The organism is Streptococcus infantis (assembly GCF_047464215.1).
GTDB classification, from domain to species: domain Bacteria; phylum Bacillota; class Bacilli; order Lactobacillales; family Streptococcaceae; genus Streptococcus; species Streptococcus infantis_P.
In genome coordinates, this window is the sequence record NZ_JASHCG010000004.1 from 121,225 (window position 1) to 137,276 (window position 16,052).

The window sequence follows — 16,052 nt, forward strand, 5'->3', positions numbered from 1 at the left end:
GTCATTTGCTTTAAATTGTGGTATAATCGTTCAGTTAGAAAATAAATTTTTGAATACAATAGAGGAAATCATGACAAAATTAAGAGAAGATATCCGTAATATCGCGATTATCGCCCACGTCGACCACGGTAAAACTACCCTCGTTGACGAATTGTTGAAACAATCTGAAACTCTTGACGCGCGTACAGAGTTAGCTGAGCGTGCAATGGACTCAAACGATATTGAGAAAGAGCGTGGAATCACCATCCTTGCGAAAAATACAGCAGTTGCCTACAACGGAACTCGTATCAACATCATGGACACACCAGGACACGCGGACTTCGGTGGAGAAGTTGAACGTATCATGAAAATGGTTGACGGTGTTGTTTTGGTCGTAGATGCTTACGAAGGAACTATGCCACAGACTCGTTTCGTATTGAAAAAAGCCTTGGAACAAGACCTTGTGCCGATCGTTGTGGTTAACAAAATTGATAAGCCATCAGCTCGTCCAGCAGAAGTAGTAGATGAAGTCTTGGAACTTTTCATCGAGCTTGGTGCGGATGATGACCAGCTTGACTTCCCAGTTGTTTATGCGTCAGCGATCAACGGAACATCTTCATTGTCAGATGATCCAGCAGACCAAGAAAAGACTATGGCACCAATCTTTGATACCATTATCGACCACATTCCAGCTCCAGTTGATAACTCAGATGAGCCCCTTCAATTCCAAGTGTCACTTCTTGACTACAACGACTTCGTAGGTCGTATCGGTATCGGACGTGTCTTCCGTGGTAGCGTAAAGGTTGGAGATCAAGTTACCCTTTCTAAACTTGATGGTACAACTAAGAACTTCCGTGTCACAAAACTTTTTGGTTTCTTTGGTTTGGAACGTCGTGAAATCCAAGAAGCCAAAGCTGGTGACTTGATTGCCGTATCTGGTATGGAAGATATCTTCGTTGGTGAAACAATTACTCCTACAGACGCAGTTGAAGCACTTCCAATCCTACACATTGATGAGCCGACTCTTCAAATGACTTTCTTAGTTAATAATTCACCATTTGCTGGTAAAGAAGGTAAATGGGTCACTTCTCGTAAGGTAGAAGAGCGCCTTCAAGCAGAATTGCAAACAGACGTTTCCCTTCGTGTTGACCCAACTGATTCACCAGATAAATGGACTGTATCAGGACGTGGGGAATTGCACTTGTCAATCCTTATCGAAACAATGCGTCGTGAGGGTTATGAGCTTCAAGTATCTCGTCCAGAAGTTATCGTAAAAGAAATTGATGGTGTTAAATGTGAGCCATTTGAACGTGTTCAAATCGACACACCAGAAGAATACCAAGGATCTGTTATCCAAAGTCTTTCTGAACGTAAAGGTGAAATGTTGGATATGATTTCAACTGGTAATGGTCAAACTCGTTTGGTTTTCCTTGTTCCAGCCCGTGGTTTGATTGGATACTCAACCGAGTTCTTGTCAATGACTCGTGGTTACGGTATCATGAACCATACCTTCGACCAATACTTGCCATTGATTCCAGGTGAAATCGGTGGACGTCACCGTGGTGCCCTTGTTTCTATTGATACAGGTAAGGCAACAACATACTCTATCATGTCTATCGAAGAACGTGGAACAATCTTTGTTAACCCAGGTACTGAGGTTTACGAAGGAATGATCATCGGTGAAAACTCTCGTGAAAATGACTTGACTGTTAATATTACGAAAGCGAAACAAATGACCAACGTTCGTTCAGCAACTAAGGACCAAACAGCGGTTATCAAGACTCCTCGTATCTTGACTCTTGAAGAATCACTTGAGTTCTTGAATGATGATGAATACATGGAAGTAACACCTGAATCTATTCGTTTGCGTAAACAAATCCTTAACAAGGCAGAGCGTGAGAAAGCAAACAAAAAGAAAAAATCAGCTGAATAAGAGCTAGAAAGAGCAGAAAATGGTCTATTTAATCATAGGGATTTTATTACTCTTACTCTATATATTTGCGACACCTCAAAGTATCAAGGGAACGGTTAATATTGTAATTCTTGTTTTTGGTCTCGTTTCCCTCGTGATTTTGCTCATGTTGTCCATCCTGCAAATCTTTCAGCTACCAACAGAATTCTTTATTACAGTAGCCATGCTGGTCCTTACGTATTTTAGTTTGCGAGATATATCTTTAATGTCGGTGAAAAAGAGATAGGAAAACGGCTGTGGAGTTCTACTAGAATTCAGTAAAGATATTTATTAAACATACCACAAGTGAAGTCAGAAAAACTGATTTTACTTGTGGTTTTTTTACTCTGTAACAAAGAAATCATATTTAATTTTCTTAGGATTTTTGAAAAGTTAATCGACTTGTATCAGTGTTATCTTTCCCTTCAGTGGCAGGATATTGGAAGAACATTGAAGAAATTAAGCTCGAACTTCGAATCTTTGCAAAGGATAAGGATGGATTTCTTTAAAATTGGATAAAGAAGTTAGATATAGGAATTTTATTATTCAAATCTTTTGTAGGTGTTTACTATTTTTGATATACTGTGAGAAGGAATAGATACGAAATTGGAGTTTGTCATGAAACAACATCATGTTAAAGAAAAACAACGCTTTTCTTTGAGAAAGTATGCAGTAGGAACTTGTTCCGTCTTATTAGGAACGAGTTTATTTTTTGTAAGCACAAGTGGAAATACTGTGCTTGCAGAGGAAAGGATTCCTCAGCTAGTGTCACACTATGTAGAAGATAAAGACTTGCCTGAATCTTTGGGGGCTGAACTGCGTTGGTTTGAAGAAAATGCTATCAAAGTGGAGGAAGGTAAGGATTATTACTTCGTCTACCGTAAATCTACTGCGAAGTTACCTGATACTGGCTTGTTTTCAAATGCCATTCTGCCTTTGCTAGGTACAGGAATTTTGCTGGTTTCACTCACTCTCATTAAAAAGAGAAAGGGAGCCTCTCTCTTTCTAGTGACGGTTTTGGCTGTAGGTGGGACTGCTCTATCGGTTTCTGCCTTGGAGAATTTAGTAGAGCTTCGTCCAGCTCTCATCAAAACAGTTGCAGGAGAATTTTTGCCTAGTCCAGAAAGGATTGAGGGTTATGAATTTACAGGTTATTACTTTGTAAGAGAAAATGAGGAAGTTTCTAAGACTGAAGATACAAAACCTCATTCTCCACAAAGAGATAAGGCAGAAACTACCTCAATTCCAAGTGAAGGTGCACCAAGTCTTGTTGAAGAAAAACCAGAATTGGAAGTAACAAGAGAGCCAGTTCCTTATGAGACTATTCAAAAGGAAGACCCAGACTTACTTAAGGGCCAAACTCGTATTATCCAAGCAGGTGTTGCAGGTGAGCGCACTATTTTAAAGGAAGTGACGACTGTAGATAGCAAGGAGGTCCGCCAAGTCAAATCCAATACTTTGACTGTGGAGCCAATTTCCGAAATTATCGCAGTAGGCACTAAGGTAGAATCCACTTCAACTCCAAGTGAAGGTACTTCAAGTTTGGTCGAGGTCAAGCCAGAGTTAGAGGTGATGACAGAATCCGTTGCCTATGATACTATTCATCAGGATGCTCCAGACTTGCTTAAGGGTCAAACTTGTGTTGTTCGAGCAGGCGTAGCCGGTGAGCGTACTATTTTAACGGAAGTGACGACTGTAGATGGCAAGGAAGACCGCCAAGTCAAATCCAATACTGTAACCTTGGAGCCAATTTCCGAAATTATCGCAGTAGGCACTAGGGTAGAATCCACTTCAACTCCAAGTGAAGGTACTTCAAGTTTGGTCGAGGTCAAGCCAGAGTTAGAGGTGATGACAGAATCCGTTGCCTATGACACTCTTCATCAGGAAGATCCAGACTTACTTAAGGGTCAAACTCGTGTTGTTCGAGCAGGCGTAGCCGGTGAGCGCACGATCTTAACGGAAGTGACGACTGTAGATGGAAAGGAAGACCGCCAAGTCAAATCCAACACTGTAACCTTAGAACCAGTTTCTGAAATCATCGCAGTAGGCACTAAGGTAAACTCCACCTCTATTCCAAGTGAAGGTACTCCAAGCTTGGTCGAGGTGAAACCAGAACTTGAAGTGATGACTGAATCCGTTGCTTATGATACTCTTCATCAGGAAGATCCAGACTTACTTAAGGGTCAAACTCGTGTCATCAGAGTAGGAGTAGCCGGCGAGCGTACTATTTTAACCGAGGTGACGATCGTAGGTGGCAAGGAAAATCGCAAGCAGATCTCTAATGAAGTTACGACCGCGCCCGTTTCCGAAATTATCGCAGTAGGCACTAGGGTAGAATCTACCTCAATCCCAAGTGAAGGTGCACCAAGCTTGGTTGAGGTGAAACCAGAACTAGAGGTTACGAGAGAATCCGTTGCTTATGACACTCTTCATCAGGAAGATCCAAACTTGCTTAAGGGCCAAACTCGTATTATCCAATCAGGCGTAACAGGCGAACGCACTATCTTAACCGAGGTCACCAAGGTTGATGGTAAGGGAACTCGTAAAGTAGTTTCCAATGAAGTCACCACCTCCCCTGTATCAGAAATCATCGCAGTAGGCACTAGGGTAGACTCCACCTCTATTCCAAGTGAAGGTACTCCAAGCTTGGTCGAGGTGAAACCAGAACTTGAAGTGATGACTGAATCCGTTGCTTATGATACTCTTCATCAGGAAGATCCAGACTTACTTAAGGGTCAAACTCGTGTCATCAGAGTAGGAGTAGCCGGCGAGCGTACTATTTTAACCGAGGTGACGATCGTAGATGGCAAGGAAAATCGCAAGCAGATCTCTAATGAAGTTACGACCGCGCCCGTTTCCGAAATAATCGCAGTAGGCACTAAGGTAGACTCCACCTCAATCCCAAGTGAAGGTACTTCAAGCTTGGTAGAGATGAAGCCAGAACTTGAGGTTACAACAGAGGCTCTTGCTTATGACACTCTTCATCAGGACGATCCAGACTTACTTAAGGGTCAAACTCGTGTTGTTCGAGCAGGCGTCGCAGGTGAGCGCACGATCTTAACGGAAGTGACGACTGTAGATGGCAAGGATAATCGCAAGCAGGTTTCTAATGAAGTGACGACCGCGCCCGTTTCCGAAATTATCGCAGTAGGTACTAAGGTAGACTCCACCTCAATCCCAAGTGAAGGTACTTCAAGCTTGGTCGAGGTTAAGCCAGAGTTAGAGGTGACGACAGAAACCGTTGCCTATGACACTCTTCATCAGGACGATCCAGACTTGCTTAAGGGTCAAACTCGTGTTGTTCAAGCAGGCGTTGCAGGTGAGCGTACTATTTTAACGGAAGTTACGACCGTAGATGGCAAGGAAGACCGCCAAGTCAAATCTAATAGTATTACCCAAGAACCAGTTACCGAAATCATAGCAGTAGGCACTAAGGTAGACTCCACCTCAATTCCAAGTGAAGGAACTCCAAGCTTGGTCGAGGTGAAGCCAGAACTTGAGATTACGACAGAAGTCGTTGCCTATGATACTGTTTATCAGGACGATCCAGACTTACTTAAGGGCCAAACTCGTGTCATCAGAGCAGGTGTAGCAGGTGAGCGCACGATCTTAACGGCAGTCACGACTGTAGATGGCAAGGAGGTCCGCCAAATCAAATCCAATACTGTAACTGTGGCGCCAGTTACCGAAATCATAGCAGTAGGCACTAAGGTAGAATCCACCTCAATTCCAAGTGAAGGTTCTCCAAGCTTGGTCGAGCTAAAACCAGAGCTTGAAGTAACGACAGAAGCCGTTGCTTATGACACTCTTCATCAGGACGATCCAGACTTACTTAAGGGTCAAACTCGTGTCATCAGAGTGGGAGTAGCAGGCGAGCGTACTATCTTAACGGCAGTCACGACTGTAGATGGCAAGGAAGACCGCCAAGTCAAATCCAACACTGTAACCTTGGCGCCAGTTACCGAAATCATCGCAGTAGGCACTAAGGTAGAATCCACCTCAATCCCAAGTGAGGGAGCACCAAGTTTGGTCGAGGTGAAACCAGAGCTAGAGGTCACGACAGAAGCCGTTGCCTATGATACTATTCATCAGGACGATCCGGACTTGCTCAAGGGTCAAACCCGTGTCATTCAAGCAGGAGTAGCAGGAGAGCGCACTATTTTAACGGAAGTGACGACTGTAGATGGCAAGGAAGTCCGCCAAGTCAAATCCAACACTGTAACCTTAGAACCAGTTACCGAAATCATCGCAGTAGGCACTAAGATAGAATCCACCTCAATCCCAAGTGAGGGAGCACCAAGCTTGGTCGAGGTGAAACCAGAGCTAGAGGTCACGACAGAAGCCGTTGCCTATGACACAATTCATCAGGAAAATCCAGACTTGCTTAAGGGTCAAACTCGTGTCATCAGAGCAGGGGTTGTAGGCGAGCGTACTATTTTAACGGAAGTCACGACTGTAGATGGTAAGGAAGACCGCCAAGTCAAATCCAACACTGTAACTTTGGAGCCAGTTTCAGAAATTATCGCAGTAGGCACTAAGGTAGAATCCACCTCAACTCCAAGTGAAGGCACTCCAAGCTTGGTCGAGGTGAAGCCAGAACTTGAGGTTACGACAGAAGTCGTTGCCTATGATACTGTTTATCAGGACGATCCAGACCTACTTAAGGGTCAAACTCGCCTTATCCGAGCAGGTGTTGCAGGTGAGCGCACTATCTTAACAGAGGTGACAACTGTAGATGGCAAGGAAGACCGCCAAGTCAAATCCAACACTGTAACTGTGGAACCAATTTCAGAAATCATAGCAGTAGGCACTAAGGTAGAATCCACTTCAACTCCAAGTGAAGGTACACCAAGCTTGGTCGAGGTGAAGCCAGAGCTTGAAGTTACGACAGAAGCCGTTGCTTATGATACTATTCATCAGGACGATCCGGACTTGATTAAGGGTCAAACACGTGTCATTCAAGCAGGTGTTGCAGGTGAGCGCACTATTTTAACGGAAGTCACGACTGTGGATGGTAAGGAAGACCGCCAAGTCAAATCCAATACTGTAACCTTGGAGCCAGTTTCAGAAATCATAGCAGTAGGCACTAAGGTAGAATCCACTTCAATTCCAAGCGAAGGTACACCAAGCTTGGTCGAGGTGAAACCAGAGCTTGAAGTAACGACAGAAGCCGTTGCTTATGATACTATTCATCAAGACGATCCAGACTTACTCAAGGGGCAAACCCGCCTTATCCGATCAGGCGTCGCAGGTGAGCGCACGATCTTAACGGAAGTGACGACTGTGGATGGCAAAGAAGTCCGCCAAGTCAAATCCAACACTGTAACTGTGGATTCAATTTCCGAAATTATAGCAGTAGGTACTAAGGTAGAGTCGGCGCCAGTTCCAGAACCTAAGATTGATACCCAAACAATCCCATATAAAACAATCTATCAAGCAGATGATAGCCAAGAGATCGGTTCTAGAAAAACGAAAATTCATGGGGTCAATGGAAAAGTAGAAACCACTACACGATATACAAGAGATCAAACCAGTGGTCAGATTACAGAGGCTAGTACATCAAAAACTCTGGTGGAAAAGGTAGATGAGGTTGTTCTAGTTGGGACCAAACCAAGTGTGGAAACGAAGGTTATCGCTAATAAAACGATATATGAAGCGGATCCGACACTTCCTTATCAAACAGAAAAAGTTGCTATTTCAGGTAAGGAAGGAAGCGAAAAAACGACTACCACCTACCAAGTAGATACTCAGACAGGTCAGGTTACAGAAAGAGATCACCAAAAAGAAGTAACAGTTCCGATTGATAAAGTTATGAAAGTCGGAAATGTCCAAACCATCGTGACACCAATTCCAATCAAGGAGGAACGCCGTCAGGATCCAACACTTGATAAGGATCTTGAAAAAGTAGAAAGCCAGGGCGATCCTGGTGAGTCCACCACTACCAGAGTTTATGAAGTAAATTCGCAAACAGGTGAAATGCTATCACACACGGAAACAAGTACTGTGACAAAAGCAATGAAGCCAAAGGTCATCTTGGTGGGAACCAAAGAAAACAAACCTCATCTTCTTCCAGTGAATACGGAGTTAGAAAATGCTATCGATGTACGACCTGCTAGCCAAGGAATGAAGGCTGTAGATTTGCTTTCCAATCCTTACGTGACAAATGCTCTCAGACCAAATATTCTGGGTCGAGATGTGATTAGTAAGAAGATTGAACTCAAAAAGACAAATCCTACTATTACAGATGATGAGGTTAGAGAAGTCCTTCGTAAAGAATATCTAGAGAGATTATCTATTAAAGACGCGCTTGAAGAAACGAAAAAGACCCTAGATACAGACCTTAAAAAAGTTGTAGCCCATAGCTTGAGTGTGCTTGGAAACACAGCGGAAAGCAGAGCTAAGGTTCAGGCAGATTTAGAAGCTAATAAGGAAAAAATTCTCTTAGGTTTAACCTATATCAATCGTTTTTATAATATTGACTTTGGCAAGACCAACATCCGTGATATTCTTGCCTACAATCCAAGCTCCTTTGGCAAGAAGGTGACATCACTAGAGTGGCTAACATCTCTGGGTTCAATGAGCTATGATGAGATGAAGATGGTCAATAGTCCACGAACATTTGAAAAATACTTTGGAAAGGTAACCGACAAGTCAACTCTATTAGACTTTCTTGACTATAACCGAACTACCTTTACAAGTATGGATGGCGATACTTGGTTGAAGGATGCTACAAAAGCTATCGTTGTCGAGAAGCAATCTAAAGAAAAAACAGACGAAAATGTAAGTCTCTACACGAAATTAACCTCTGATCCTGCCAAGTATGGAGCAGAACCTCAACAGATTGATAATCGCAAACAATATAACATGGCAACCCTTCTAGGCCTAGTGAATATCAAGGAACCAAGTATTTATGCTATTACAAATATGGCAACCGTTTCTTACGGTAATATCGGAACTTATATGGATAGCTCACTGGCTCAGAGCAATCCTACCCAATATAAGGCTGAATTGGAAAAAGTGAAGGCTTTGGTTGAACTGACAGCTGAGCGTCAGGCTGCTTATGTTGATACGCTTTATAGAATCACTAAAAAAGACAATCAATCAAAACTAGTAACCAACCGTTTGATTGTGGATACTATGAAAAAGTATACTAGCAAGCAAAATGCAGGCATCAAGGAAACCTGGTCTAAGGAGTTTGGTTCAGAGGCGGATAAGGGAGTCAAGGACTTCATGTCTCCGCTAGGCATGTATTCTCCGTCTCAATCAGTAGGTGCTGAGGCTAATGGGGTTGGTGTTCGCTACTTTATTGATAGAGTTTTGGACGATCGAGGGTCAGCAACCTATTCTCATGAAATGACTCACTTGTTGGATCGTACAGTTCTCTTTAACAATTATGGTCGACGAGATGGTACAGGAGCAGAATTCTATGCACGTGGAATCTTTGAAAACTCCTACACTCCTGAAACAGATAGTTACTTTAACTTGAACTTTGTTTATGATGAGAGTGACAAAGAAAGTTTTTACAACAAAACACCGGAACGCTTTAAATCAGCTACAGATTTGAAAGAATATATGCACGGTAGTTTCGATGTTCTCTATACTTTGGATTATCTAGAAGCTGAGGCAAGTCGAGGATTGTCAGCAGCGGATAAGGCAGTCTACTTTAAGCAACTCTTGCCGAGTGCGACAAGTGGTTCAAGAACTCCTGTTTCTTATCCAAATCCATCTGTCAAACCAACTCACCAGAGTGAGGAAATCAAGGCCTTGACAGAGGCAGATGCTAGCATGCTAGGCGATGTTCATAGTTTGATTGATAATCACATCGTAGTAAATCGCTATATTATCAAGGGGTTCACGGCTACAGGTAAAGTAGATGCCAATGGCTATTATACCGTTGATATGTTTGATACGATTTATGGTGTCAACGAAAATGACAAGGGGATGAGTGGCGATATCAGCTTTAGAAAACAAGCCTTTGAACTCATGGCAGGTCTTGGTTACTACGAAGGTTTCGTTCCTTATGTCTCTAATCAGTACAAGCAAGATGCTGAAAAAGAGAATCGTCCCTTGTCAGACCAGTACATCTTTGAAAAGATCTTAGTTGGTAAAACCTATGCTCAATTCAAGAAGGAACAAATGGATGAAAGGATTGCAAATATCAGTAAGTTGAAATCGATTACCATTGACTATAAAGGTAAGCAAGAAGTGATTGCCAGTCCTGAAAGAATGAAGCAATTGATGGAAGAAGCGGTAAAAGAAGAACTTGCTCAGATCAAAGCAGGAAATATCAGCCAAAAACAATACCGTTTCATTGAAACTCCTGTTCAGAAGTTGAAAAAGGCTATATACAAGGCATATCTCAAGGAATCAAATGAGTTTAGAAATTCCATCTATACTTCTTAAGAGCAAGATAAGTCAATCATTTAAAAGTTTCATAAGAGTTCATGCCAATTTTGATATTCTGTAAAAATGATTAACTAGTTAGCTAGGTTCGAGACAGAAAAACACCTTTTGAATTGCAAGTTTTCGCAGTTCAAAAGGTGTTTTGTTTATGATGATAGATTGCTTTTTTCTTCAGAATAGCGTTGATAGAAGTCAACTTTCAGTTGGATAAAGTTTTCCAATTCGCGCAGGAGTTGAAGTAATGTTGCGCGTGTTTCAAATTCTTCCCTTGTTTTAGGGAGGCTACGATTGCGAAATACCTGCAGATAGCTTTCAATATCATTTAATAGATCGTTGGCAGGATTGGTCTGACTGAGTTGATCCGCAATTTTAGCAAATAGCTGGGCAAGGATTAGGCTTTCGCTTGCTGCTAGATTACAGGTGTTGATTTGCTGGGCCATATTGCGAAGAATGCGACTCTGTCTCTGTCTCATTTCGAAATAGTGGATATGATAGTCGGTCTGATGAAAGAGATGGTCAGAGTGATCAAGATAGACCAGTTTGAGAGCTTCTTCAAGAAGCTGATCCAGTTCCTCAACGAGTTGAGCACGGTTGCGGCCATCGCCCTTTCCAAGATAATATTCAAAACGTTGTAAAATGTGTTTGAGTTTTTCTTCTACCTTGAGATGATAGAGATGGATTTCTTCTTGTCGAGAAGGCATATAGAGATTGACAGTCAAGGCAAATCCCGTACCAATAAGAAATAGGAGAAGCTCGTTCACTAGCAGATCTGGTGAGGTAGACTCTTGAACTAAGAGATGACTGACCAGGACACTACTCGGGGTAATGCCAATTTCCCAGCCGAATTTATAGGCAAGGGGAACATAGAGGGCCAAATAGAGACCGAAACTCCAAATATGGTAGCCAGTCAGGTGAAAGGAAAGGACACCAATGAAAAGAGCAAGAAGGGTAGAGAATAAACGATTGCGAGCCAGCTTAATGGTGCTTCTACGGGTATCCGATAAGCTCAATAGGGCTATGATACCAGCGGACACTGCTGAAGATAAATCCAGAAAGTAGGCTAGAACACAGGCTAAACAGGTTGCCAGAACAAGTTTAAAAGTACGTTGGGTGATAGACATGAGACATTTCCTAAAATGAATGATAGAAACCAGACAAAACAAGCCCTAAATAGGCTTGCCTTGATTATTTATTGCGAGCAGAGGAAAATTCAGCTACTGCTGTAAAGAGGACATCTGTTGAGGAGTTGAGGGCTGTTTCGCAAGAGTCTTGGATAACACCGATGACAAATCCGACACCCACAACCTGCATAGCGATATCATTGGTAATTCCAAAGAGACTGCAAGCAACCGGGATAAGTAGGAGTGAACCTCCGGCGATTCCTGAAGCACCGCAGGCAGAGATGGCTGCAACGATACTGAGTACAAAGGCTGTTGCAAAATCAACTGAGATTCCAAGGGTATTGACAGCAGCTAGGGTTAAGATGTTGATGGTAACAGCAGCTCCAGCCATATTGATAGTTGATCCAAGTGGGATAGAAACAGAATAGGTATCTGGATTAAGACCTAGATCCTCACAGAGTTTCATATTAACAGGGATATTTGCAGCTGAGCTTCGGGTGAAAAAGGCTGTGACTCCGCTGATACGCAAACATTTCCAAACAAGTGGATAAGGATTTTTCTTGATAAATAGAAAAGCAATCAGAGGATTGATCACTAGGGCAACGAAAACCATAGTAGCAATCAAAAGTCCGAGTAGGATCCCGTAGTTTGCTAGACTAGCGATACCTTGGTCAGAGATGGTTTTGAAGACCAAGCCCAGGATACCAAAGGGCGCCAGATTAATGATCCATTCGACGATTTTTGAAGTCACACTGGCCATTGTTTTGAGTAGCTCCTTGCTATTTTTACTAGCTTCACGCATGGCAACTCCAAAGACGATAGCCCAAGATAAAATTCCGATATAGTTAGCTTCGATGATGGCGTTGACAGGATTATCTACTATTTTTAGCAGAAGATTGCTTAGCACTTGTCCGATACCGTCTGGAGGAGTAACTTCTGTGCTAGCGCTACTCAAGACCATCTGAACAGGGAAGAGAAAACTAGCCAAAACTGCTACAAGAGCCGCAGCAAAAGTCCCCAGCAAATAGAGGAAAATGACTTTTTTCATATTGCTATCTTGACCTTTCTGGTGTTGGGAAAGGGCGTTAGCGACTAAAGCAAAAACCAGGATAGGGGCGATGGCCTTTAGTCCTCCTACAAATAAATCTCCCAATAAACCGATGCCAGTTAGATTAGGAACGAGTAGACCTAGAATTGCTCCCAAGGTCATTCCGATTCCGATCCGTTTGATCAGATTTGTTTTGTTCCAAGCACGAATAATTCTTTTCATAAATGTCTCCTTTTTGTGTATTGTTTATGATTATAGTATAAATATACTTGAAAAGCAAGTGTCTCATAGATTTTATTAGAATAAATGAATATTTATGAAAAGGATGGCTGGGGAGGATTTATGGTATAATGGATAGAAAAGGAGTTTTATATGCAAGAATTTTTTCAACGTTATCTGGATAAATTAGATCTAACAACTGTTTTAGAGAATCTCTTGACTAAGGTGATTTCTCTTTTGCTTCTCATTCTTGTCTTTTATTTAGCTAAAAAGTTCCTCCATGTTGCTGTACGAAAGATTGTCAAACCATCACTTAAATTTTCAAATCGAGATGCAGGTAGACAAAAGACCATTTCTCGTTTGCTTGAAAATATTTTCAACTACACGCTTTATTTCTTTTTGATTTACTGTATTTTATCCATTCTAGGTTTACCTGTCTCTAGTTTGCTTGCAGGTGCAGGGATTGCTGGGGTAGCTATCGGTATGGGAGCACAAGGCTTTCTATCAGACGTCATCAACGGCTTCTTTATTCTCTTTGAACGTCAGTTGGATGTAGGGGATGAAGTTATTTTGACCAATGGGCCTATTACTGTATCGGGAAAAGTAGTTAGTGTCGGAATTCGAACGACTCAACTGAGAAGTGATGACCAAGCCCTTCACTTTGTTCCTAACCGCAATATTACTGTGGTTAGCAATTTTTCAAGGAAAGAAGAGAACTGAAATTTTACCTCTTTTATGGTACAATAGAATGAGTTTGGTAAGGGAGAAACGATGTTTTTAGATGAGCAATTAGGAAATGGTTGTGTTTGGATCAACCTAGATGTAGAAAAAATTAAAAATCTTGAAGATTTATCTGAAATCTACGGATTAGATAAGGAAACCATCGAATATGCGCTGGATAAAAATGAACGTGCCCATATGGATTACAACCGTGAGAATGGGACTGTGACCTTTATCTACAATGTTCTGGATTTAGAAAAGGACAAGGATTACTATGAAGCGATTCCCATGACCTTTATCGTTGAAAACAAACGAATGATTACCATCAGCAACCATAAGAATGCTTATGTCATTGATCAGATGTTAGCTTATCTGGATAGCCATGAGTCGCTTTCTATTTACAAGTTTCTCTTTGCTGGTTTAGAGATTATCAGTAACGCTTATTATCCTGTCATTGAAGAGATGGATAAAAGTAAGGACGAAATTAGTGCCTTGCTACGTCAAACTACAACAAAGAAAAATCTCTTCGCCCTCTCTGACTTGGAGACAGGTATGGTTTACTTGACAGCAGCGGCAAAACAAAATCGACTCCTCTTGGAACATATCCAAGGACACGCGCTTTATCGGAACTTTAACGAAGTGGAAAGAGAGCAGTTTGATGATGCTATGATTGAAGCTCATCAGTTGGTGTCCATGACAGATTTGATTTCTCAAGTCTTGCAACAACTCTCCGCTTCTTACAACAACATCCTAAACAATAACCTGAATGATAGTTTGACAACCTTGACCATTATCTCAGTTTTGCTAGCCATTCTTGCAGTCATTACAGGATTTTTCGGAATGAATGTCCCTCTGCCATTTACAGAAGAGCCCAATGCTTGGATTTATATCTTAATAGCAAGTTTGATTTTATGGGCAGCCTTATCTCAATGGCTGAAGAAAATTACTAGAAAATAAAAGAGAAGGAGACAGAATGGCGATTGAAAATTACATGCCAGATTTTGCTGTGGAAGCAGTTTATGATTTGACAGTCCAAAGCCTGAAAAACCAAGGGATCAAAGCTGTTTTGGTGGATTTGGACAATACCCTGATTGCTTGGAATAATCCAGATGGAACAGTAGAGATGAAGCAATGGTTGCATGATCTGCGTGATGCTGGCATACGGATCATTGTGGTATCTAACAATACTCCCAAACGTGTCAAACGAGCAGTTGAAAAATTTAATATTGACTATGTTTACTGGGCACTGAAGCCCTTTACTCTAGGAATTAACCGTGCCATGAAACATTTCCACTATGAAAAAGACCAAGTGGTCATGGTTGGCGACCAGCTAATGACGGATATTCGAGCAGCCCATCGAGCAGGTATTCGCTCGATTTTGGTTAAACCATTAGTTCAACACGACTCTATTAAGACTCAGATTAACCGAGCTCGTGAGCGTCGTATGATGAGAAAAATCGCTGAAAAGTACGGCCCTATTACTTATAAAAAAGGAATCTAACTATGGAAGAAATTCTCTGTATTGGTTGTGGAGCAACTATTCAGACTACAGATAAGACTGGGCTTGGTTTCACCCCCCAGTCGGCACTCGAAAAAGGTTTGGAAACTGGAGAAGTTTATTGCCAGCGTTGTTTCCGTCTTCGTCATTATAATGAAATCACAGATGTTCAGTTAACGGATGATGATTTCCTCAAACTCTTGCACGAGGTAGGAGACAGTGATGCCTTGGTGGTCAATGTCATTGATATTTTTGACTTCAATGGCTCTGTTATCCCAGGTTTGCCACGCTTTGTGTCGGGAAATGATGTGCTCTTGGTTGGAAACAAAAAAGATATCCTACCTAAGTCAGTGAAACCAGGTAAGATTAGCCAGTGGCTGATGGAGCGTGCTCACGAGGAAGGCTTGCGTCCTGTTGATGTCGTCTTGACTTCAGCCCAAAACAAGCATGCCATTAGAGAAGTGATTGACAAGATTGAGCACTATCGTAAGGGACGTGACGTCTATGTTGTCGGCGTGACCAATGTTGGTAAATCAACCCTCATCAACGCCATTATCCAGGAAATCACGGGTGACCAGAACGTCATCACAACTTCACGCTTCCCAGGAACAACCTTGGATAAGATTGAAATTCCACTCGATGATGGTTCTTATATCTACGATACACCAGGAATTATCCACCGTCACCAGATGGCTCACTACTTGACGGCTAAAAATCTCAAGTATGTCAGCCCTAAAAAGGAAATCAAACCTAAAACCTACCAGCTCAATCCAGAGCAAACCCTATTTTTAGGTGGCTTGGGACGCTTTGATTTCATTGCAGGAGAAAAGCAAGGATTTACAGCCTTCTTTGACAATGAACTCAAACTTCATCGTACCAAGCTTGAAGGGGCTAGTGCTTTCTACGACAAGCACCTGGGAACCCTTCTTACACCACCAAATAGCAAGGAAAAAGAAGATTTTCCAAAACTAGTCCAACATGTATTTACCATCAAGGATAAGACAGACCTAGTCATCTCAGGCCTAGGCTGGATCCGCGTAGCAGGCATCGCAAAAGTCGCCGTCTGGGCCCCAGAAGGCGTCGCCGTCGTCACACGAAAAGCAATTATTTAAA

9 protein-coding genes are annotated in these 16,052 nt (G+C 42.1%); 7 read left to right on the forward strand and 2 right to left on the reverse strand.

What is annotated here, in order from left to right; genetic code table 11:
• Positions 1-70 precede the first annotated feature (70 nt).
• The 3 genes from typA to QM469_RS03895 all read left to right on the forward strand — a co-directional run bounded on the left by typA (position 71) and on the right by QM469_RS03895 (position 10,333).
• Positions 71-1,912 (forward strand): translational GTPase TypA, encoded by a 1,842-nt coding sequence (gene typA, locus QM469_RS03885; protein WP_060956097.1) that lies wholly within the window; start codon positions 71-73, stop codon positions 1,910-1,912.
• A 19-nt stretch (positions 1,913-1,931) separates the two neighbouring features.
• Positions 1,932-2,177 (forward strand): DUF3165 family protein, encoded by a 246-nt coding sequence (locus QM469_RS03890; RefSeq protein ID WP_045763157.1) that lies wholly within the window; start codon positions 1,932-1,934, stop codon positions 2,175-2,177.
• 371 nt (positions 2,178-2,548) lie between these two features.
• Positions 2,549-10,333 (forward strand): G5 domain-containing protein, encoded by a 7,785-nt coding sequence (locus tag QM469_RS03895; protein WP_414286089.1) that lies wholly within the window; start codon positions 2,549-2,551, stop codon positions 10,331-10,333.
• A 146-nt stretch (positions 10,334-10,479) separates the two neighbouring features.
• On the opposite strand, the gene QM469_RS03900 is transcribed toward QM469_RS03895, so the two are convergent.
• Both QM469_RS03900 and sstT read right to left on the reverse strand, forming a co-directional pair.
• Positions 10,480-11,454, reverse strand: coding sequence for an aromatic acid exporter family protein (locus QM469_RS03900; RefSeq protein WP_414276709.1), 975 nt, complete (start codon positions 11,452-11,454; stop codon positions 10,480-10,482).
• A gap of 64 nt (positions 11,455-11,518) precedes the next feature.
• On the reverse strand, positions 11,519-12,724 hold the full coding sequence (sstT, locus tag QM469_RS03905) for a serine/threonine transporter SstT (RefSeq protein ID WP_414276708.1): 1,206 nt from the start codon (positions 12,722-12,724) through the stop codon (positions 11,519-11,521).
• 150 nt (positions 12,725-12,874) lie between these two features.
• On the opposite strand from sstT, the gene QM469_RS03910 reads away from it, so the two are divergent.
• From QM469_RS03910 to yqeH, 4 genes are read left to right on the forward strand one after another with little or no spacing between them, the layout of a single operon-like run.
• Positions 12,875-13,441, forward strand: a complete 567-nt coding sequence (locus tag QM469_RS03910; protein WP_414276707.1) for a mechanosensitive ion channel family protein — start codon at positions 12,875-12,877, stop codon at positions 13,439-13,441.
• A 51-nt stretch (positions 13,442-13,492) separates the two neighbouring features.
• Positions 13,493-14,398, forward strand: a complete 906-nt coding sequence (locus tag QM469_RS03915; RefSeq protein ID WP_414276706.1) for a magnesium transporter CorA family protein — start codon at positions 13,493-13,495, stop codon at positions 14,396-14,398.
• Between the two features lie 16 nt (positions 14,399-14,414).
• Positions 14,415-14,942, forward strand: coding sequence for a YqeG family HAD IIIA-type phosphatase (locus QM469_RS03920; RefSeq protein ID WP_414276705.1), 528 nt, complete (start codon positions 14,415-14,417; stop codon positions 14,940-14,942).
• A gap of 2 nt (positions 14,943-14,944) precedes the next feature.
• A complete protein-coding gene (gene yqeH, locus QM469_RS03925; RefSeq protein ID WP_414276704.1) occupies positions 14,945-16,051 on the forward strand; it encodes a ribosome biogenesis GTPase YqeH in 1,107 nt (368 codons plus the stop codon).
• Position 16,052 lies beyond the last annotated feature (1 nt).

What these genes read in the sequence shown, in the direction of transcription:
- QM469_RS03910 (WP_414276707.1), top strand. Translation starts at nt 12,875, where the DNA reads ATGCAAGAATTTTTTCAACGTTATCTGGATAAATTAGATCTAACAACT.
- QM469_RS03920 (WP_414276705.1), top strand. Translation starts at nt 14,415, where the DNA reads ATGGCGATTGAAAATTACATGCCAGATTTTGCTGTGGAAGCAGTTTAT.
- QM469_RS03900 (WP_414276709.1), bottom strand. Translation starts at nt 11,454, where the DNA reads ATGTCTATCACCCAACGTACTTTTAAACTTGTTCTGGCAACCTGTTTA.
- typA (WP_060956097.1), top strand. Translation starts at nt 71, where the DNA reads ATGACAAAATTAAGAGAAGATATCCGTAATATCGCGATTATCGCCCAC.
- sstT (WP_414276708.1), bottom strand. Translation starts at nt 12,724, where the DNA reads ATGAAAAGAATTATTCGTGCTTGGAACAAAACAAATCTGATCAAACGG.
- yqeH (WP_414276704.1), top strand. Translation starts at nt 14,945, where the DNA reads ATGGAAGAAATTCTCTGTATTGGTTGTGGAGCAACTATTCAGACTACA.
- QM469_RS03895 (WP_414286089.1), top strand. Translation starts at nt 2,549, where the DNA reads ATGAAACAACATCATGTTAAAGAAAAACAACGCTTTTCTTTGAGAAAG.
- QM469_RS03890 (WP_045763157.1), top strand. Translation starts at nt 1,932, where the DNA reads ATGGTCTATTTAATCATAGGGATTTTATTACTCTTACTCTATATATTT.
- QM469_RS03915 (WP_414276706.1), top strand. Translation starts at nt 13,493, where the DNA reads ATGTTTTTAGATGAGCAATTAGGAAATGGTTGTGTTTGGATCAACCTA.